This is a genomic window from Enterococcus sp. AZ167 (assembly GCF_051714025.1).
GTDB lineage: Bacteria > Bacillota > Bacilli > Lactobacillales > Enterococcaceae > Enterococcus_D > Enterococcus_D casseliflavus.
In genome coordinates, this window is the sequence record NZ_JBIORB010000003.1 from 183,022 (window position 1) to 202,852 (window position 19,831).

At 44.6% G+C, this 19,831-nt stretch carries 17 protein-coding genes and 1 other RNA gene; 12 read left to right on the forward strand and 6 right to left on the reverse strand.

Annotation, left to right across the window (positions count from 1 at the left end; all coding sequences use genetic code 11):
• Window positions 1-35: 35 nt before the first annotated feature.
• The gene (locus IGJ05_RS15095; RefSeq protein WP_266166522.1) at window positions 36-2,036 is read right to left on the reverse strand and encodes a KUP/HAK/KT family potassium transporter; all 2,001 of its coding nucleotides are present in this window, start codon (window positions 2,034-2,036) and stop codon (window positions 36-38) included.
• Between the two features lie 270 nt (window positions 2,037-2,306).
• Between IGJ05_RS15095 and IGJ05_RS15100 the strand changes: the two genes are divergently transcribed.
• Together IGJ05_RS15100 and IGJ05_RS15105 are read left to right on the forward strand one after the other, a co-directional pair.
• A complete protein-coding gene (locus IGJ05_RS15100; RefSeq protein ID WP_005227750.1) occupies window positions 2,307-3,062 on the forward strand; it encodes an ABC transporter ATP-binding protein in 756 nt (251 codons plus the stop codon).
• On the forward strand, window positions 3,063-4,643 hold the full coding sequence (locus IGJ05_RS15105; RefSeq protein WP_081116940.1) for an ABC transporter: 1,581 nt from the start codon (window positions 3,063-3,065) through the stop codon (window positions 4,641-4,643). It abuts the gene before it with no gap.
• A gap of 284 nt (window positions 4,644-4,927) precedes the next feature.
• Here IGJ05_RS15105 and IGJ05_RS15110 read toward each other — a convergent pair whose 3' ends face one another.
• From IGJ05_RS15110 to IGJ05_RS15125, 4 genes are all read right to left on the reverse strand, one after another.
• Window positions 4,928-5,407 (reverse strand): universal stress protein, encoded by a 480-nt coding sequence (locus tag IGJ05_RS15110; RefSeq protein WP_010749033.1) that lies wholly within the window; start codon window positions 5,405-5,407, stop codon window positions 4,928-4,930.
• Window positions 5,408-5,471: 64 nt separating this feature from the next.
• Window positions 5,472-5,762, reverse strand: coding sequence for a hypothetical protein (locus tag IGJ05_RS15115; RefSeq protein ID WP_010749034.1), 291 nt, complete (start codon window positions 5,760-5,762; stop codon window positions 5,472-5,474).
• Window positions 5,763-5,929: 167 nt separating this feature from the next.
• A non-coding RNA gene (gene ssrS / locus IGJ05_RS15120) (6S RNA) lies at window positions 5,930-6,124 on the reverse strand.
• Window positions 6,125-6,209: 85 nt separating this feature from the next.
• The gene (locus IGJ05_RS15125) at window positions 6,210-7,487 is read right to left on the reverse strand and encodes a replication-associated recombination protein A (RefSeq protein WP_015510472.1); all 1,278 of its coding nucleotides are present in this window, start codon (window positions 7,485-7,487) and stop codon (window positions 6,210-6,212) included.
• 216 nt (window positions 7,488-7,703) lie between these two features.
• Here IGJ05_RS15125 and IGJ05_RS15130 point away from each other — a divergent pair, with 216 nt between their 5' ends.
• From IGJ05_RS15130 to dtd, 7 genes are all read left to right on the forward strand, one after another.
• Window positions 7,704-8,324, forward strand: a complete 621-nt coding sequence (locus IGJ05_RS15130; protein ID WP_010749036.1) for a DNA-3-methyladenine glycosylase — start codon at window positions 7,704-7,706, stop codon at window positions 8,322-8,324.
• A gap of 16 nt (window positions 8,325-8,340) precedes the next feature.
• Window positions 8,341-8,829, forward strand: a complete 489-nt coding sequence (locus tag IGJ05_RS15135) for a DUF3013 family protein (RefSeq protein ID WP_005227763.1) — start codon at window positions 8,341-8,343, stop codon at window positions 8,827-8,829.
• 11 nt (window positions 8,830-8,840) lie between these two features.
• The gene (prmA, locus tag IGJ05_RS15140; protein ID WP_081116938.1) at window positions 8,841-9,788 is read left to right on the forward strand and encodes a 50S ribosomal protein L11 methyltransferase; all 948 of its coding nucleotides are present in this window, start codon (window positions 8,841-8,843) and stop codon (window positions 9,786-9,788) included.
• A gap of 1 nt (window position 9,789) precedes the next feature.
• Complete coding sequence (locus tag IGJ05_RS15145) at window positions 9,790-10,545, forward strand: 16S rRNA (uracil(1498)-N(3))-methyltransferase (protein ID WP_225001323.1); 756 nt, start codon at window positions 9,790-9,792, stop codon at window positions 10,543-10,545.
• Between the two features lie 4 nt (window positions 10,546-10,549).
• Window positions 10,550-11,215, forward strand: coding sequence for a hypothetical protein (locus IGJ05_RS15150; RefSeq protein ID WP_005227769.1), 666 nt, complete (start codon window positions 10,550-10,552; stop codon window positions 11,213-11,215).
• Between the two features lie 187 nt (window positions 11,216-11,402).
• Entirely contained in the window at window positions 11,403-13,613 is a 2,211-nt protein-coding gene (locus IGJ05_RS15155; protein ID WP_005227770.1) for a RelA/SpoT family protein, read from the forward strand.
• Window positions 13,614-13,619: 6 nt separating this feature from the next.
• Window positions 13,620-14,066, forward strand: coding sequence for a D-aminoacyl-tRNA deacylase (gene dtd / locus IGJ05_RS15160; protein WP_005227772.1), 447 nt, complete (start codon window positions 13,620-13,622; stop codon window positions 14,064-14,066).
• Between the two features lie 105 nt (window positions 14,067-14,171).
• On the opposite strand, the gene IGJ05_RS15165 is transcribed toward dtd, so the two are convergent.
• Window positions 14,172-15,467 carry an ISL3-like element ISEfa11 family transposase gene (locus IGJ05_RS15165; protein ID WP_225000768.1) on the reverse strand — a complete coding sequence of 432 codons (1,296 nt, stop codon included), beginning with the start codon at window positions 15,465-15,467 and terminating at the stop codon, window positions 14,172-14,174.
• 433 nt (window positions 15,468-15,900) lie between these two features.
• On the opposite strand from IGJ05_RS15165, the gene IGJ05_RS15170 reads away from it, so the two are divergent.
• The 3 genes from IGJ05_RS15170 to IGJ05_RS15180 are packed head-to-tail and all read left to right on the forward strand — an operon-like array spanning window position 15,901 to window position 19,672.
• Entirely contained in the window at window positions 15,901-17,442 is a 1,542-nt protein-coding gene (locus tag IGJ05_RS15170) for an FtsX-like permease family protein (RefSeq protein ID WP_123834773.1), read from the forward strand.
• A 12-nt stretch (window positions 17,443-17,454) separates the two neighbouring features.
• Entirely contained in the window at window positions 17,455-18,129 is a 675-nt protein-coding gene (locus tag IGJ05_RS15175; protein ID WP_005227776.1) for an ABC transporter ATP-binding protein, read from the forward strand.
• The gene (locus IGJ05_RS15180) at window positions 18,122-19,672 is read left to right on the forward strand and encodes a PASTA domain-containing protein (RefSeq protein ID WP_015510468.1); all 1,551 of its coding nucleotides are present in this window, start codon (window positions 18,122-18,124) and stop codon (window positions 19,670-19,672) included. The genes IGJ05_RS15175 and IGJ05_RS15180 overlap by 8 nt, the downstream gene beginning before the upstream one ends.
• Window positions 19,673-19,831 lie beyond the last annotated feature (159 nt).

Consider the following 19,831-nt stretch of genomic DNA (forward strand, 5'->3'; position numbering starts at 1 on the left):
AAGTATCAGAAAGTTCAACCAGTACTGGCGGTGTCTTAGCGTTCCTCGATGCGTAATTCTGTCAGAGAGCTTTCTTTCATCTGTCCGATGACTAATGGAACGGTCTCATGAACCACATCGCTGTATTCTAAGCCGAACCAGCGTTCAGGTGAAATGGTATGGCGTTTGATAAAAAGCTTCGTCTGCATGACTTGCTTCTGCCATTTGCTTAATGCAGTTGCATTCGACAGCTCTTCTTCGATCATCACGAATTGGAAATCGCCCACATTGCGTCCAGGCGTTAAAGAATAGCGTTGCGGCTGTAGCGGCAAGCGACCATCTTTCATTAATTCTTGAATGATTTGGCGAATGTAGAGATTGACTTCTTGCGGCACCCGAAAGCCGAGATAAAGCTTTAGTTTAACGATAAAATCGGTATCTGCCATCGAAACTTCATATTTTTTCGTATAGGGTTCATCGGTGACTTCCACATTGACGAACCAATACACTTTGGCACGCTTTGGCCGTTTGTCTAAAATGGAATAGATGAACTGCTGACCGATCTGATCGTCTTGCAGTTTAGGAACCATGAAGACGACGTTCGTCTGAGATAAGGGCAAAGAATCATCTTCCCGCAACTGTTTCAATTGAGGGATGTAGGTAGAAAGTGCAACTTCTTCGGCAGCATTTTCTTGAATACGATTGCCCCATTCCCAAATCAGCATCACGCCGATGATCACGCTGGCTAATAAGATGGCAACGTAACCGCCATGGAAAAATTTGGTCGCACTGGAGATAAAGAAAATCCCCTCGATCGCTGCAAAAAAGAGCGTGATGAACGGTGCCAAGAAACGGGTCTTCTTGTTTTGATGCAAGTAGAAATACAGCAAAATAGTGGTCATCAACATTGTTACTGTAATGGCCAATCCATAAGCAGCTTCCATCCGAGTAGAGGTCTGGAAGAACAAGACCACGCCAGAACAGGCGATCCACAGCAAGGTGTTCAAGGCAGGAATGTACATTTGCCCGATAGAAGCCCCCGGATAGATGATTTGCATCCGCGGCAATAGTTTCAACTTGATGGCTTCAGAAACCAAGGTAAAGGAGCCAGACAGCAGGGCTTGCGAAGCAATGATGGCAGCGAGGGTGGCAAAGCTGACGCCAAAGACTGTCCACCCTTGCGGCAACGCTTGGAAGAATGGATTCAAGTTTTCGATTTCTTGATAAGTCGGGTTTTGATAGACTTGCAGCAACCACGCCGCTTGACCAAAGTAATTCAGCATCAAGCAGATTTTGATATAGGGCCAGCTGGCATAAATGTTTTTCTTGCCCACGTGACCTAAGTCTGAGTAGAGGGCTTCCGCACCAGTCGTTGCCAAAAAGATATTGCCGAGAATAAAGAGACCGGCACTGTTATCGGGACTAAAGAGCAGATTGATTGCATAACGGGGATCAAGGGCGCGAATCACCGAAAGGTCACCAGCAAAGTTCATCACACCGACGATGCCTAAGAAGGTGAACCAGCCTAGCATGATCGGTCCGAAGGCTTTGCCGACAAACTCAGTCCCAAAACGCTGCAGGGCAAAGAGGACCAATAAGATTGCTAAGGTGATGCCGACGATGATCGATTGATCATTGCCGAAGCGATCAAAAAAGACTGGAATGCCCCGTAATCCTTCGATGGCAGTGGTCACCGTCACGGCTGGCGTCAACACGCCATCTGCTAGCAGGGCTGAGCCCCCGATGATTGCTGGAATAATCAAATAGCGGCTGTTTTTACGAACTAGGGTATAAAGGGAGAAAATCCCGCCTTCTCCATGATTATCCGCGTTTAATGCGATCAAGACGTACTTGATCGTCGTTAACAGCGTTAGCGTCCAAAAGACGAGCGAGACGCTGCCTAAGATAAAATCGGGTGTTAAGGTGCGTAGTCCGCCATTGTCCTCCACCAAGGCTTTCATTACGTAAAGCGGGCTCGTACCGATATCACCGTAGACCACCCCCATGGCGACTAAAAGTCCGCCGGCGGTCACTTTTTTCATTTTACTTGAACTCATTGACTGTTTTCCCTCCATTTTAAACTGCAAAAAGACCTAAGCGGCCCCTTGCCACTTAGGTCTTGCAAGAAACATCTTAAACCAGCGGATTCCCGCTTGCTGTTGATCTAAGATCATGGAACGATCCATGTGCTACTCCCCTAAAGTGCTCTTATTATCTTTGTTTTTACAGCTCCTGTCAATTGATTTGTTAAAAATGGCAATAAACATTTTTCATTTCCTGCTTTTCAGCGTAAGATAACAATAGGTATGGAATAAGGAGGCAGGAAAATGATTGAGATCAAGAATCTGACGAAACAGTATGGACCAAAAAAAGCGTTGTCTGATCTTTCCCTGACGATCCGTCAAGGGGAGATCTTTGGCTTTCTGGGACACAACGGAGCAGGGAAGTCGACCACGATCAAAAGCTTAGTGAGTATTTTGCAACCGACGAGTGGGGAAATCTATTTTGATGGCCAATCCCTCGTGGAACATCGCGAAGCGATAAAAAAACAAATTGCTTATGTGCCGGACACGCCAGATTTGTTTTTACAGCTAACGGCAGGGGAGTATTGGGACTTGATTGCCGCCGCGTATGAGGTGCCAGCAGCGGAAAAGGCCGAGCGTTTGCAAAAATTAGGGCGCTTGTTTGATATGCTGTCTCATGAAGAAGAGACCATCGCCAGCTTTTCCCATGGAATGCGGCAAAAAACGCTGCTGATTGGGGCATTGATCCCCGATCCTGACATTTGGATCTTGGATGAACCGTTACAAGGCTTAGATCCCCAAGCGGCGTATGATTTAAAAGAAATGATGAAACAGCATGCTGCCAAGGGCAAGACCGTGATTTTTTCCACCCACGTCTTAGACACCGCCCAGCAGTTGTGTGATCAATTGGCGATTTTGAAAAAAGGCGAGCTGCTGTACAATGGCTCAGTGGCAGATTTGCTGGCACAGCATCCGTCGCTTTCTTTGGAAACGATCTATCTGCAAATGACTGGGAGAAGTCAAGAAGAAGCGATTCTTGCAGAAGCGGAGGAAGCGTAGATGCGAAAACAACAATTTCTGACTCTGACCTCCGTTAATTTGCGGTATGCCAATCCCCAATTGACAGACAAAGCCCGCAAAAAAGGCAAGGCTGGTTCGACCTTGACCAGTTATTTGTTGTTTCAATATGCGCTTTCTGGGGTAGTGTTTCTGCTAGTCTATGGGTTGACGATGATCACATTGGATTTTAGTCAGATGCCAGGCTTTTTTACCGCTTATGTCGCTTTGTTCGGGATCTTAGGCTTTTCCCAAGGGATTTCGTCTATTTACAATGTCTTTTTCGAGAGTCAAGATCTGCCAGCGTATTTGCCGCTGCCCTTTCGACAGAGTGAAATTTTTCTGGCAAAGATCGTGGTGGTATTTCTCACCGTTGCGCCGTTTATTTTTCCTCTGTTGGTCTTATTTCTCCTGACAGGGATTCGGGCAAATGTCTTTTTCTTGCTGACGATCTTATGGGCGTTCTTGCTGTTCGGCTTGTTTTTAGTCTTGATCTTCAGCATTTGCAGCTTGATCGTCTTCAGCCTGACGCGCACCAAGTTTTTCTTGAAGCATAAAAAATTGGTCACTAGTTTATTGCTAGGCGTGACGATGCTGGTTGTTGTGATCGGGGTCTTAATGATGAATCAGGTGAATACTTATGAGACAGACGTGGTAGATCGGGGAGCGATCAGCTTTTTATTGCCCTTTTATTATGTGATGGTGGCACCGTTTCAAACGACTGGTTTGCTTAGCTTGCTAGGGATCATCGCCACAGCAGGCGTGTTTCTTTTTGCCCTCTATCGATTGATCTTGCCGAAGTTTTATGAGCAAGTGGCAGCCGCGGCGCCCAACCAAGGGAGTGTTCGTCGGAAGCATAAACCCAATCAAGGCTTGGGCCAGCTGTTGTTTAATTACAATTCGCAGTTGATCCGAGATCCGAATTTGATCATGCAAGTCTTTTCTTCTTCGTTGCTGATGCCCATTATTTTCTTAGTGTCCTTTGTGTTTACAGGAGCGATTCAGTTAAGTGAATTGGATGAGCGGTTTATCGGTGTCGTTTTTGTGGCGGGGATCGCCTTGGCAGCATTGATGGTCAACCCGACTTCTTTTATCAGTAATTTGATCTCACTGGATCAGGAGAATTTCTTGTTTGTCCGCTCCTTGCCGCTATCGATGAAGCGCTACTTGCGGGAAAAATTCCGCTTTGGCGTCGTTTTGCAGCTGAGCTTAACGGCAGTCATCGTGCTGGCAGCAGTCCTTCTGTTCAAAATGCCGCTGATTTTGGCTGTCTCTTTTCTAATCGGGGCACTTTGGAGCAGTTTTCTTTTGTGCTTGAAATATTTTGCTCGTGATTATCGGCTGCTGCTTTTGGATTGGACCAACATCAGTCAATTGTTTACGAGAGGGGCGGGGAGTCTTGGGTTAGCCATTGGAACGATCGCAACGCTGTTTCTTTCCATCATTGTTATCATCCTTTACGGCTTTGCTGCGACTTCGGTTGATTTTTGGTTATTGAATGGTCCGGTTTTCTTTGTGATCCTCTTGACCAGCGTCCTTTGGATAGCCCATTATCACCATAGATTTTGGCGTCGTTTTTCCTAAGGGAAGCGACGCTTTGCTTTTTTAATTTAAGGATGGGTAAATTAACTATTTATTCAGAAAATTCAGAAAAACTATTTACAATCAAGCGGAAACATGGTTAGATAGGAGTACCTATTACTTTGCTTTCATTTTTTGCTGTACAAGTTTGGATAACCGACTTGTCAAAGAGCTGTGACCAAAGTCAAAAAGACCAATGAGACCTGAGCGCTCGTTGCCTCTTTTGCTTTTGTCACGGTTTTTTTTGTACAAAAAAACCTGCCAAGCAGCGGCAGGTCGTCTCACTATTAAGCTTTCGTGTGGTCTTTTGCTGGGACTTTGTTTTCTAGGTCTGTCCGTACAACTAACACATCACAGCCGGCATGGCGAATGACATATTCAGAAACGGAACCGATAAAGATTCGTTCCACGGCATTTAAACCAGTGGCACCGATCATAATCAAATCGATGTCGTGATCTTCGGGCAATTGTTTGGCAATGATCGGTTTTGGCGAGCCGTATTCGATCACCGTTTTGACCGCAGTTACTTGATGCTTGCGGGCATAATCCTCATAGTCTTTCAAGGTTTGTTTGGCCATTTCGGTTGCTTGTTCAGCAAGCATGCCGTCAAAAGAAGAAACGGTTTGAAAGGCACGAGTGTCGATCACGTGTGCTAAAACCAATTCAGAATCATTCCGCTGTGCCACGTTCACGGCTTTTTTGAAGGCTAATTCTGACTCGCTAGACCCATCGACGGCTACCATGATTCGTTGATATTGTTGTAACATAAGAAACACTCCCATCTGTTATCTTCTACTTTTATTGTAATGCTTTTTTCTGGAAAAAGAAAACCTAATCTTTCTTTTTTTTCATTTTTTGTGCCAGCAAGATGCTGAAAGATGCGGAAGAGAGCAGCAATAAAGCCAAATAAAACAAGGCAATCAGCTCCTTATCGACAAAGCCCACAACCAATGCCACCACGCCTAAAAGGAAATGAATGAGACTATAGGTTTTTAAGAAGACCTTATTCGCCTCGGTGGTAGGGATCAAAGTGAAAAAAATCGCTTGTTTGGCATAAAGCAAATAACTGGTGCCGAATAATACGAGTGCCACGATCGTAAATAATAGAAGAATCATAAACATACGCCATCCTGTCCTAAGTTGATAAGTTTAGTATAGCGAACCCTAGAAAGAATAGCAAAAGCCACCCTTACTCTGATGTCAGGCAAGGACGTTTCACTGTTGCTATCAGTTAGAAAACGCAAAAAAGCCATCTGTTAAAAACAGATGGCACATTCTAAAAAGAATGGGTAATATCCGTTGATGCCGTTCTTTTTCCCATAGTATTGATCCCGCAAATTCTAGCAGGTGGGTTCCACGGTCTAAGCTTCGAACTACCAAAGGAAAAGGCATGTTACCAGCATTGACACAAGACGGATCCCAAGATATCAATAAAAATGTTCGGTCAACACACAAAAGGGACAACTCGTACATCACAGAATTCCCACCCTTATAGTAGCATAGGAATGACGAAGGTGCAATAAAGTTGTTTGAAAACGATACCAAAAAGTCGCTATTTTTTCTAAGTACCTAGTTTTTTTTCTTTCGCTGCTGCAATTGTTGGTACCGTTGACCTAAGGCTTGCTCATATTTACCAGTGGCTTTTGGTTGGTAATAATGAGTATTTTTCAGCTTATCAGGTAAGTATTGCTGATCGACCCAGGCATCATCAAAATTATGCGGGTATTGATAGCCGACACCCCGATTCAAGCTTTGGGCACCCTTGTAATGACTGTCTCGTAAATGATCCGGGACATCACCAGCTTTACCGCTGCGAATATCTGCGATCGCTGCATCCAATGCCATGTAGGCAGAGTTGGATTTTGGTGACAGACATAGATCGACCACTGTATCGGCTAACGGAATCCGAGCTTCTGGCAAGCCCAAACGTTCAGCAGCTAACACAGCATTGACGGTTCGAGCAGCGGCTGCTGGGTTAGCTAAACCAATGTCTTCATAGCCGATGACCATCAAGCGCCGACAAATGATCGCCAGATCGCCTGCCTCTACTAAACGACCTAAGTAATGCAGCGCACCATCCACATCGCTGCCGCGAATCGATTTTTGAAAAGCAGAGATCACATCATAGTGCGCATCCCCATCTTTATCGTGGGTCAATGCTTTACGCTGGACGCACTCTTCAATGATCGCTAAGGTCAAATGAATAATGCCGTCTGGTCCTTTTGGGGTGGAACGAGCAGCGAGCTCTAAGCCGTTTAGCGCACTTCGTAAATCGCCGTTGGTCGCTCGCGAGAGATGCAAGCGGGCATCATCGGTCAATACGATGGTTTCTGATCCAAGTCCGCGAGTTTCATCTGCTAAGGCTTGATCAATGGCGGTCAAAATATCTTCTTCTTGGAGCGGTTTGACTTCAAAAATCTGTGTCCGACTGCGAATCGCTGGATTGATCGTAATGTAGGGATTTTCCGTCGTGGCACCGATCATAATGATCTTGCCGCTTTCTAAATGGGGCAGTAAAAAGTCTTGTTTTGTCTTGTCTAGTCGATGGACTTCATCAAGCAGTAAAATGACAGTACCGCTCATTTTGGCTTCCTCTGCCACGATCTGCAGGTCTTTTTTTGTATCTGTGGCGGCGTTCAGCATGCGAAACGCATAGCGTGTCGAGCCGGCGATCGCACTGGCAATGCTGGTTTTTCCGGTTCCCGGCGGTCCGTATAGGATCATCGAAGAAAGCATTTTGGCTTCGACCATTCGGCGAATGATTTTCCCCGGGCCAACCAAATGCTGCTGTCCGACGACTTCATCTAAGTTCCGTGGCCGCATTCGATAAGCAAGTGGCTGCTGCATAAAACGATCCTCTCCTTTTCCTGTAAGTATAACATAAGAACGTATATTCTCATAAACAAGCTGATTTGCGTCTTTACAGAAACAAAAGGGCGCTTATTTTCCACTCAGTCAGCAAAAATCAGGTTCGTTGAAAAGAAATCGTTGAGATCGTCGTAACTCTGTAGTCAAAGATAGTAAGTTCGTCGAGAATTGTGTAGAATAAAGAGGGTGATGAGAATGGATGAATTAATGGCACTTTTTGCGACACAGCCGACAACGACCATCGCACGTGCCTTATTAGGAATGTATTTGGAACATGAGACCCCAGAAGGAACAGTAGGTGGGTATATCGTGGATTGTGAAGCGTATCTAGGTCCCGATGATTTGGCGGCTCATAGTGTGGGCATGCGAAACACACCAAGGGTTCGGGCGATGTATCAGGAACCAGGTACGATTTATTTATATACGATGCATACGCATCGAATCGTCAACTTTATTACGCAGCCAAAAGGCATCCCGCAAGGAATCATGATTCGCGGGCTAGAACCGGTGGATGGGATCGCTTTGATGGAGCAACAACGACAAAAAACAGGACCGGATGTAGCCAACGGCCCCGGGAAACTGGTACAGGCACTGCAGATCCCCGCTGAGCTTTATGGAGAATCGATTTTTACAAGCCCACTGCATTTGGTTCCTGAGCGCCGACGTACCCCAAAAGAAATTTTGGCATTGCCTCGGATCGGTATCCCAAATAAAGGGGAATGGACCCAGATGCCGCTTCGTTTTGCGGTGGCTGGCAATCCGTATTTGACAAATATACGAAAAACCGCTGTTCAGCAAGACCATGGATGGTGTTAAGAAAGAAGGAATAGTGATGGCGAAAGAAACGATATTGACTTACTTAGATCAGCGATTAACGAAAAAAATCACCGACTATGATGTGGCGATCGATTGGGATGCCAAAAATCATACGATCGAATTGGTGCTGCGCTTGTTTGCCGAAAATCCTCACCACGTGCAGATCGACGATGCGCAAGGTGTGGCATCAGAAGAAGCGATCATTGAATTTGAAGATGGGATTTTGCTGTATGATCCACAAAAATCAACGTTTGATGAAGAAGATTATTTAGCGACGATCCCTTATGCAGGGAAAAAAGGGATCCAAAAAGCCTTGTTAGACGGATTGGTTGATTACATTCAAGAAATTTTAGAAGAAGGCCAAAGCGATCTGCTTGATTTCTTGAACGATGACAGTGAAGAAGCGATCTTTGAATTGCGATTCAACGAAGAAGAATTTGTGGAGAAAATGACGAACTATCAAGCGGGAGCTGGGGAAACCATGATCCCGTACCCTAGTTACTAAGGAGAACGAACATGAAATGGAATGAAGTAACCGTAGCGACAGCTAGCGAAGCAGTGGAAGCAGTCGCCAATATTTTAATGGAACACGGAGCAAGTGGGGTAGCGATCGAGGACGTTTTAGATATCGAAAATTTTAAAAGCGATGCGTATGGCGAAATTTTGGATAAAGAAACCTATACGACCTTAGAAGAAGGCGCCCAAGTCAGTGCCTATTTCCCAGAGACGATCTTTTTACCAGAAGTGCTGCCGACGATCAAAGCAGCCATCGACCGTCTGCCAGAATATGGTTTGGCGATCGGCAAAAACACCATCACAACGAGCGAGGTCGTGGAAGAAGCATGGGCGACGGCCTGGAAAAAATATTATCATCCAGTCCGTATCTCCCGCTATCTGACGATCGTGCCGAGCTGGGAAAACTATCAACCGCTGCAAGAAGAGGAAAAGATCATCACCCTTGATCCGGGGATGGCTTTTGGAACCGGCACGCATCCTACGACACGCTTGACATTACAAGCTCTAGAAGTCTACTTGCGAGGCGGTGAAACCGTCTTAGATGTCGGGACGGGCTCAGGCGTGTTGAGTATCGCCAGTAAATATTTAGGTGCCAAAGACGTGTTCGCTTATGATCTAGATGAAGTCGCTGTGAGGTCCGCCCAAGAAAATATGGCGATGAACCCTATTGCTCACGATGTGACCGTGCAGGCCAATGATCTCTTGCAAGGAGTGACGGTCCCTGCTGATCTTATCGTTGCCAATATTTTAGCGGACATCATTCTATTGATGATCCCTGATGCGTGGCGTCTATTGAAGCAAGAAGGGACCTTGATCGTTTCTGGGATCATTGAGACGAAAAAACAATTAGTGATCGATGCCATGATCGCACAAGGCTTTGAGATCGATCAATTGTTCAATCAAAAAGACTGGTATGCGATCGCCTTTAAAAAACCAGAGGTAGAGTAAGATGCAGCGATATTTTTTACAGGAGCCTTATGAAGCAAAAGCGGTGTTTGCCGTTTCGGGAGAACCCTTCCACCATATGATCCGAGTGATGCGCATGACTCCCGGGGCAAAAGTCGGTTTAGTGTTTGAGGATCATTTGGCGATCATTGCCAAGATCAAAGAAGCCGATGAAGAAACGGTGTACTTAGAGGAAGTCGCAAAAGAACAGCAGGACAAGGAATTGCCGCTGCAGGTCACGATCGCTAGCGGCTACCCGAAAGGCGACAAGCTGGAATTGATCGTTCAAAAAGGAACGGAGCTGGGGGCGGCAGCCTTTATCGGTTTTCCTGCACAAACTTCGGTCGTGAAATGGGATCAAAAGAAATTACAGAAAAAGCAGCAACGGCTGCAAAAAATCGCCCAAGAAGCGGCGGAGCAATCCCAACGGCAGATCGCACCAGCCATCACGCTGCTGGATAACGCCAAAGCATTTTGGCAAAGCCTCAGTCAGTATGATGCGGTCCTAGTGGCTTATGAAGAATCAGCCAAACAAGGAGAAGCAGCGATGCTGCTGCAAGTGATCACCGCATTGCCTGTTGGCAGCAAAGTTTTAGCGATCTTTGGTCCAGAAGGCGGTCTGACCCCCTCCGAAATCGAAGAAGCCCAGCAAAACAACGCCAAATTATGCGGGTTAGGCCCTCGAATTTTACGAACAGAAACAGCACCGTTTTATTTTTTAAGTGCTGTCAGTGTGCTAACGGAATTAAAGAGGATGTGAGTTGATGAATAAGAACCAAGAAGCAATCAGTGTCCGTTTGTTGACGGCCGATCTGACCGACTGGGTCTTGAAGGATTTTATCAATCAATATAAGACGACCTTAAAGGAAGTCGTCGTTTTGCCTAGTGCCATTCGGCGAGCGAAAATCTTGGCACAAGGCTCTTCCCTACAAATCGGCGCAGTGATCGATTACCCCCTTGCCCAAGGAACACTGGCAAAGGTGGCGTTTGAAATTGGTCGGGCGTTTATGGAAGGCGCCGATTTTTTGGAAGTCTGGCTGCCAGCTTCTTCCTTCATGGAAAATGATCGTGGCTTTGCGGAGCTGACTGAAACGATCCGCTCCTTGACCTTGACAGGAGGAGAGATCCGCTTAGCTGTGCAAACCGAGATCATGAATGAATTGACGAAGATCCAAGTAGCACAACGCTTGAAAGAAGAAGCTTGGCCAAAGATTGTGTTAGGGCAAAAACAACCACTAGCAGAAGCATTGCATGACGTGAGCTTGTTTTCCTTAGATGGCGGCAGTCAACTGTCGATCCAGATCAATCCTGACACAGTCGATGAACAAGCGCTGCAATCACTACAGGCTGCTGGCGCTGAGAAAATCGGGCTCTCGTATCATGTTTTTGAAGAATTGCTTAAGGACCAGCCGTCGCCCGATGTGCTTTGAACAACAGCGATTGAAAAATAGCTGAAAAATTTGTATAATAATACTACTAAATAAGAACTGCAGGTTAGACAGGAGTCCCATGCTTAGAACGTTTGTCCGCAAGGCTTTGGGTGCGTGACGAAACGTTAACAGCGACTTCTGTCTGCCTTTTTGATAGCACAAAAAAGAAAAGCAGGAGGCGGAATGAATGGCAAAAGAAGTTATATTGACCGGGCCCAATGTCATCAAATTGGTCGCTCATTATATGAGTGAAGAGCATGTTGCCTTTGTCCAAAAAGCATTAGATTACGCGACAGAAGCCCATAAAGAACAATTCCGTAAATCCGGCGAGCCTTACATTATTCATCCAATCCAAGTTGCGGGGATCTTGGCAGAATTGCAGATGGATCCTCATACCGTTGCAACTGGTTTTTTGCATGATGTCGTCGAAGATACCGATGTGACGTTAGCCGATCTGAAAGAAGAATTCGGTGCCGATGTAGCGATGCTAGTGGATGGCGTGACCAAGCTGGGTAAGATCAAGTACAAATCTCATGAAGAACAATTAGCAGAAAATCATCGGAAAATGTTGATCGCCATGGCGCAAGATTTACGGGTCATCATGGTCAAACTGGCTGACCGTTTACATAATATGCGTACGTTGAAACATCTGCGGGAAGACAAACAACGCCGCATCGCCCAAGAAACGATGGAAATCTATGCCCCATTGGCTCATCGTTTAGGGATCAGCCGCATCAAATGGGAATTAGAAGATATTTCTTTGCGTTATTTGAATCCACAGCAATATTACCGAATCGTGCATTTGATGCAGACAAAACGAGAAGAACGGGAATCCTACGTTTCTGAAACCGTAGAAGAGATTCGAATCGCCACCGAGGAACTAGATATCTATGCTGAGATCTATGGCCGACCAAAGCATATTTACTCAATCTATCGCAAGATGAAAGACCAAAAGAAACAGTTCAATGAAATCTATGATTTGTTGGCGATCCGAGTGATCGTTGACTCCATCAAAGATTGTTATGCGGTTTTGGGAACGATCCATACAAAATGGAAACCAATGCCTGGGCGGTTCAAGGATTATATCGCGATGCCAAAAGCCAACATGTACCAATCGCTGCATACGACGGTCATTGGTCCCAAAGGCAATCCTGTCGAGATCCAAATTCGGACCCATGAAATGCATGAGATCGCTGAATTTGGGGTTGCTGCGCACTGGGCCTATAAAGAAGGCAAGACCGAAAAAGTCAGAGCCGACAAGATGACCCAACAAGTTGGCTGGTTCCGAGAAATCTTGGAACTACAAGATGAAAGCTATGATGCTTCTGAATTTATGGAAGGTGTCAAAGGCGATATTTTCAGCGACAAAGTCTATGTATTTACGCCAAAAGGTGATGTGACGGAGTTGCCTCAAGGCTCCAGTCCCCTGGATTTTGCCTATAGCATCCATACCGACATCGGTAACAAAACCACCGGCGCCAAGGTCAACGGCAAGATGGTCCAATTGGACTACAAGCTAAAAAATGGGGACATTATCGAGATCTTGACCTCACCAAATTCCTTTGGTCCAAGCCGCGACTGGGTCAAACTAGTGGCTACCAGCAAAGCGAAGAACAAAATCAAACGATTTTTTAAAGCCCAAGATCGTGATGAAAACATCATCAAAGGGCATGAGGCAGTGGTTCGTACCTTACAAGATATGGGCTTTGTGCCAAAAGAATTTTTGACGAAAAGCAAAATGGCGGAAGCTTGCGAACGGTTCAACTACCAAACAGAAGATGATCTATTTGCCTCTGTCGGCTATGGGGAAGTTAGTCCCACAACGTTAGCCAACCGGTTGACCGAAGAAGAACGGCGCGAGAAACAAATCGAGAAGCAAAAGCAGCAAGTCCAAGAGATGATCAATCAACCGACGAAAAAAGAACCAGAAAAAATGAAGGTTCGTCACGAAGGCGGCATTGTCATTGAAGGGGTCGATAACTTGTTGATCCGTATCTCCCGCTGCTGCAATCCCGTCCCTGGAGATTCGATCGTCGGCTACATTACCAAAGGCCGAGGAATCTCGATCCACCGTAGCGATTGTCCCAATGTTCAAAACAAAGACGCCGCGAACCGTTTGATCGATGTTGAGTGGGAAGATGCCACCGACATCAACAAAGAATACGATGCCGATCTTGAGATCTACGGCTATGATCGTTCTGGGTTGCTCAATGATGTCTTACAGACAGTCAACACTGTCACGAAGCGCTTAGTGAGTGTCGAAGCCAAAACCAACAAAGACAAAATGGCAACGATCCGCATCACGGTGGCGATTCAGAATTTGACTCATTTGAAATCGATCGTTGATAAGATCAAGCAGATTCCAGATGTTTACAGCGTCAGACGTACGAAGGGATGAGAAAGAATGCGGGCAGTGATCCAGCGAGTCAGTCAAGCAAGTGTGTCGATTGAGGAGAATATCGTCGGTGCGATCCAACAAGGGTTTATGGTTTTATTGGGGATCACCCATGAGGATACAGGCGACGATGTGGCTTATCTCGTAAGAAAAATCAAAAATCTGCGGGTTTTTGAAGACGAAGAAGGTAAAATGAATCGGTCACTGGAAAGTATAAATGGCGCCGTCTTGAGTATTTCACAGTTCACCCTCTATGGGGAGACCAAGAAAGGCAATCGTCCCAGCTTCATTCAAGCGGCACCGCCAAGTATTGCGATCCCGCTTTACGAAGCTTTTAATGAAGGCTTAAAAGCAGAAGGGATCACTGTTGCTACTGGAAAATTTGGTGCAGATATGCAAGTCGCCTTGGTCAATGATGGCCCGGTGACGATTGTGATCGATACGAAAGAAAAATAAGTGATACAAAACGAAGGATTTTCGGCTCTTTGTCAATAAGGACTGATGAGTTGTGCAAAATCAAATCTGGGTCAGAATGAACCACATTCTGGCTCAGATTTTTTGTTATCTTACATTGATTAATTGATTGATCAAAAAGATTCTAATTCTCATGTTCTCGAATGATTTAAATCCGTAGGATACTCGTTTCATTGTCTTTATGTGGGTATTCTTCGCTTCTATTTTTCCATTGGAATAAGGATAGATCATTGCGTTGGTGATGCCTTCTTCATAGGTCAGAAGGTTTTGAAGCTTTTCCCGAAAGCCGTCATCTAACGTTTCGGGAAGTTCTGCCAATAAGGAGAAAAATAAGTCAGGGTCTTTGTCTCGAAAGGCTTCAACTAATTCATGAAAAAAGCGATACGCCTCCTTTAGGGGCGGAGAAAACTCAAGAAATCGATCAATCATCATTGCTTCAGTAAGAAATGGGTATTTTGGTGCTCGGAAACTTTTCCATGTTTTGTATTCATAATGGTTGATGTTTGCACGATTTTTTAGCAAAAAGCGCCAGTTCTTTTTCAGTTTTTCTGCCTGGCTTTTCTGTCCGGCTTTACGAAGTTCATTCATTTCACGGATACGCAACTCATTGAACGCTTGATTCATGTGTTTGACAATATGAAACCGATCAATCACGACTTTCGCATTTGGCAGAACACGTTTGGTGAGCTGGAAGTAGGCGGCGTTCATGTCTGTCACCAAGAATTCTACTTCTTCTGGATTGGTACAACCTAAGAAATAGCTTGTTAATCGAGGTAATTTACGCGTAGGCAAAACATCTATTAATTTTCCTGTTTCGCCATCTGCACAAATAAAGCTCATTTTATCTTCTATGGAAGCATGCGAACGAAATTCATCAACCATCAATACTCTTGGGAGAATCTTCTTAGATTGCTTTGGTAAATAGCTTTTAAACTCTTTCAATGTACGAATAACGGTGGTCAAAGATACCTGACAGCTTTTCGCAATAAAAGATAAAGATACTTTTTCAGTCAGTAAAGAAGCAATTTTATATCTAACATGATTTGCGATTGAATGTCTGGGTTGGACAAAATAACTTTGAGCAGTCCAATGGGTGCGACAGTTTTTACAGGTATAGCGCTGCTTTTTTAGGCGCATAACCAAAGGCATATGATTGTATTGTTCAAAACGGACAATTGTTTCCTTCTTCCCATTTTTCACTATAATTGCTTTCCCGTTTCCATCTACCACAGTAGAACCACAACTTCTACAAGCACGAGGAGTAGGCGAGAGAACAGCATCGACGACCAACGTCTTTTTCTTCTGAAGGGTCTCGTAAGAGACCTCTGTAATCATCAAATCTTTCTCTATTATTCTCAGCATTTTTTTGATAGAATCATTCATATAGCATATCGTCCTCTCAGTTGTTTATTTTGTGGTGATTTAATCATACTAGAGAACGATATGTTTTTTAATACCTAAAATGAAAATGGGGCTGAAGAATCAATTCTGATTCATCAGTCCCATAAATTATAGAGCCGGATTTTCTCGCTGGGAAAGAGTGAGAGAATTCCTTCGTTTTTTTATACTCTCGAAAGCGCCAAGCATTTTTGATGGAATCCAAGTAAAATTTAAGTTGAAATCGGGAAATCTTACAAAACTGTTAGCAAAAATCCCATTCTTTTATTTGTTATTTAACATCTTTTTCTTGTTCTTTTATAAGGGTTTTTAAATGGAAATATCGTTTGTGCTCGTTTTTTTATATTTAAAATTCGAAAAACGCCCCTTTATTGCGATTGTTCTTGAGGGAGAAGTATGGAATAATTGTTAAAAAATAATGTCACTGGAGGAAAAAACAATGAACTTTTGGCAGCGTGCATTAAAAAGTATCACCAGAAGAAAAGGGAAATCATTTATTTTATTTTTAGTTCTATTTATTCTAGGCAATGTGATCGCTGGTGCTGTAGCAATTCAACAATCCACTGCCAACGTGGAGCGAGAGACGAAACGCAAAATGGGGAACGTAGCTACGGTGGAAATGGATTGGGAAGGTTTTGATAAAGACCATGCGGATGTTTCGGAGGAAGAACGGTCTCAAGAGGATTTTTATCCGAAACCACCAGCGCTGGATGTTTATAAGCAAATCGGTCAGTTAAGCTATGTCAAACAATATGACTATCAAATGATGGGCAGTTTAGAAACGAAAGAACTGAAAGCGTATGTACCAGAAGATGGTTCAATACAGATGGGCGGTCAATATTTCACATTGAAAGGCGGCAATTTGACACAGCCAATAGATATGCAAGAAGGGTTGATTCGTCTCGATGAAGGCGAAGGCCTAACGGAAAAAGATTTAAATGAACTGACGAATGCGGTATTGATCAGTAAAGAAGTTGCTGAACTGAATAACTTAAGCGTTGGTGATCAGTTGGTTTGGGATATCCGGACAGATATCATGATGGGCGGTGGAAGCGAGATCGTGGATGACGAAGAAAACGATGGCACAGAAGAAACTAGTGATGACAGCAACAGTGCCAGCTTTGATTATCCTGTGACGATCGCTGGAATTTTTTCGGTAGTTAAAAAAGATCAGAGCAATCAAAATGATTCATCGGATCAAAGTGGTAGTCAAAACTCCGATACGATATGGCAAGTGATGGATCAAATCAATACGTTTTATGCTAGTAATAATCTAGTCCTCGATTACACTAAGATTCAAGCAGAGAAGGTTTGGGGTGAAACAATCGATGAAGATGCAGATAACTTTTATCAACCGATCTTTGTCCTAAATTCAACGGATGACGTCGAAGCCTTTAAACAAGAAGCTGGTGCGTTATTGCCCCAATACTACCGCGTCGTTGCCAATACGGATCAATACGAGCAGATCGCCGGTGGTTTTACTCGTTTAGGAGTGATCGCAAATTACATCGTGATCATTGCATCGATCGCTACCATCTTTATCATTTCCTTAGTGGTCTTGCTTTTCTTACGAGATCGGAAACAAGAATTAGGCATCTATCTCTCCTTGGGGGAAAGTCGTGGGAAAGTCATTGGTCAGATCGTGATTGAAGTCTTGCTGGTTAGTTTAGCCGCACTGCTATTGTCCTTAGTGACCGGGAACTTATTAGGTGGTGCCGTTTCAAATACCTTGATGCAAAACGATTGGATGAGCAATCAAAATGAGATGGGCGGTGTTTATTATGGCAGTATGATGGCAGCTAATATTGATTACATGGATATCAAAAATGCTTATCAAGTATCCTTCTCAGCCGGCTACATCATCACGTATCTGCTGTTAGGTCTAGGAACTGTCTTACTCTCAGCGATTTTACCGCTATTGTATATTTTACGCTTGAATCCAAAGAAAATCATGATGTAGGAGGAACCAACGATGACTTTATTAGAAACGAAAGCAGTCGATTACTATTACCAAGACGGCGATCAGCGCCGCTATATACTGAAAGAGACCTCTGTTTCTTTTGAAAAAGGGACTTTCTATGCCATCTTAGGACAATCTGGTTCGGGAAAAACGACGTTTTTATCCTTGATCAGTGCGTTGGATAGTCCGAAAAGCGGTCAAGTACTTTATGAAGGCACCGATATCGAAAAAATCGGGCATGAGAATTATCGCCGCGACGACATCAGTATCATTTTCCAAAGCTATAATCTGATTCCCTATTTGAGTGCAGTCGAAAATGTCTTAGTGCCGATGGCGATCACGAAAAATCAGCTGCCAGACAATCAACGAGAAGTGGCGTACAATTTGCTGGATTATATAGGCATCACTAAAGAAAAAGCCGATCGTCTCGTCAATCAATTATCTGGTGGGGAACAACAACGGGTAGCGATCGCCCGGGCGTTAGCCACCAATGTCGATATCATTTTAGCGGACGAACCAACCGGGAATTTGGATGAAGAAATGGAACAAGAAATCATCGATATCTTTAAAGAGCTGGCACACGTCCACAACAAATGTGTGATCGTCGTGACCCACGCCAACGAGATCGCTCAACAAGCGGATGAAGTCTTGTATTTACGTAAAGGTGTGTTGAGCAAACATGAGTGATTTTTTATCAAATTTTAGCCCGGACAACTATGATGGCAAAAAGAAACCCACGCCCGATCGCGAGAAAAAAACCAGCGAACCTGTCGGAGATCAAAACGCAAGTGGCGCGGAGCAAGCGGGCAAACCAGCAGAGCCGACGACGGTTCACCAATCAGAAGAGTCGACCGCTAGTGAGCCACTGAGTCGTTCGGCAGCCCGACAACAAACACAGACGACTGAAGCAAAAGCGGCGAGTTCTTCGACGGAGAAGGTAGCATCAAAGGAACCAGTCAGCCGGTTTGGGAAAGAAGAAACGGAATTTGATCCGACCTACAAAAAGCGTAAGCAGAAAAAAATCTTGCTGATTGCCCTACTGACCGCCTTGGCGGTTGCCGTGATTGGGATCGTCTACTATCAAATGACCCATGTGAAGGTGCCAGATTTCACTGCCCAAGATCTGTCAGAAGCGCGGACGTGGGGCATGGAAGAAGGCGTCGCTATCAAAGTAGAGCAAGAATATGATTTTGACAAAGACGTCAACCAAGTGATCGACCAAAGTGTTGATCCTGACAAAAAGATCAAGAAGGGTGCCACATTGACACTGACGGCGAGTCTCGGGCCTGATCCTGAAGAACGCTTAGAGCTGCCAGATTTTTCAGCGATGCAAGTGACCGAAGCAAAAGAATGGATCGCCAGCAATAAAGCCGAGAACCTCTCTTTGATCGAACAATTTGACGACAACGTAGCAGCAGAAGCCTTTATTAAACAAGAGGCGGCCAACAAAGAGCTTGATTTGGCGGAATACAAACGCAAAGACCGTTTGAGTGTCTATTATTCAAAAGGGAAAGAGGTCTTTGAAAAGAATATTGAAGTACCTGATTTTACGGGCAAAGCCAAGAGTGAAGCTTCTGAATGGGCGAAAAAGAATGACTTGAAATACAAAGAAGAAACCGTCTTTTCTGACAGTGTCGCCCTGGATCTGGTGGTTTCACAAGAACCAGTCAAAGGCAGCAAACTCGCGAAAAAAGATGAATTTGTGGTGAAGGTCTCAAAAGGCCAAGCATTGACCGTTCCAGATTTTTCACAATACACGATCGAAGAAGCCCAAGGACTAGAATCGAAAATCCCGCTGCAAGTCAGCACAGTCTATTCCGATCAAGTGGCGTATGGTAGTTTCTTGAGCCAGTCGGAAGAAGCAGGCAAAGAATACAGCGAAAGCGATACTTTGCCAACCGTCAAAGTCGTCTACTCATTAGGCCGACCATATTTAAAAGACATCCGTTTCCAAGCAACGGAAGGCGACTTGCCAAAACTATTCTTTGATGAATACAAATCAAAAGGCGCCAATGTCTATTATGAAATCTACTATGTCGATTCGGCGGAACCAAAAGGAACCGTTGTTGAAATGAGCCGCTACGGCGAGTTTATTCCCCTAGAAACGTGGATCACCATCGGGATCAGCCGCGGCAATCTGCAAGGCAGTACCCAAACACCGCCGGCAGATGATGGCGGTGACGATGTCGATGAACCGATCAGTACCGCTGGTTCAAACGCTACCGAATAATCCTTACTAAGTGCTTTTTCAAACCGCATCAAAAAAGCAAGCACCCTTCTTTTTGGAAGGGTGCTTTTTACTTACTAATTGTAAAAAAAACACAAGCGAGCCGCTTGAAATCGCTGGGTCGATAAAGTAAACTTGATGGTAACGATAAAAAATGGCTCC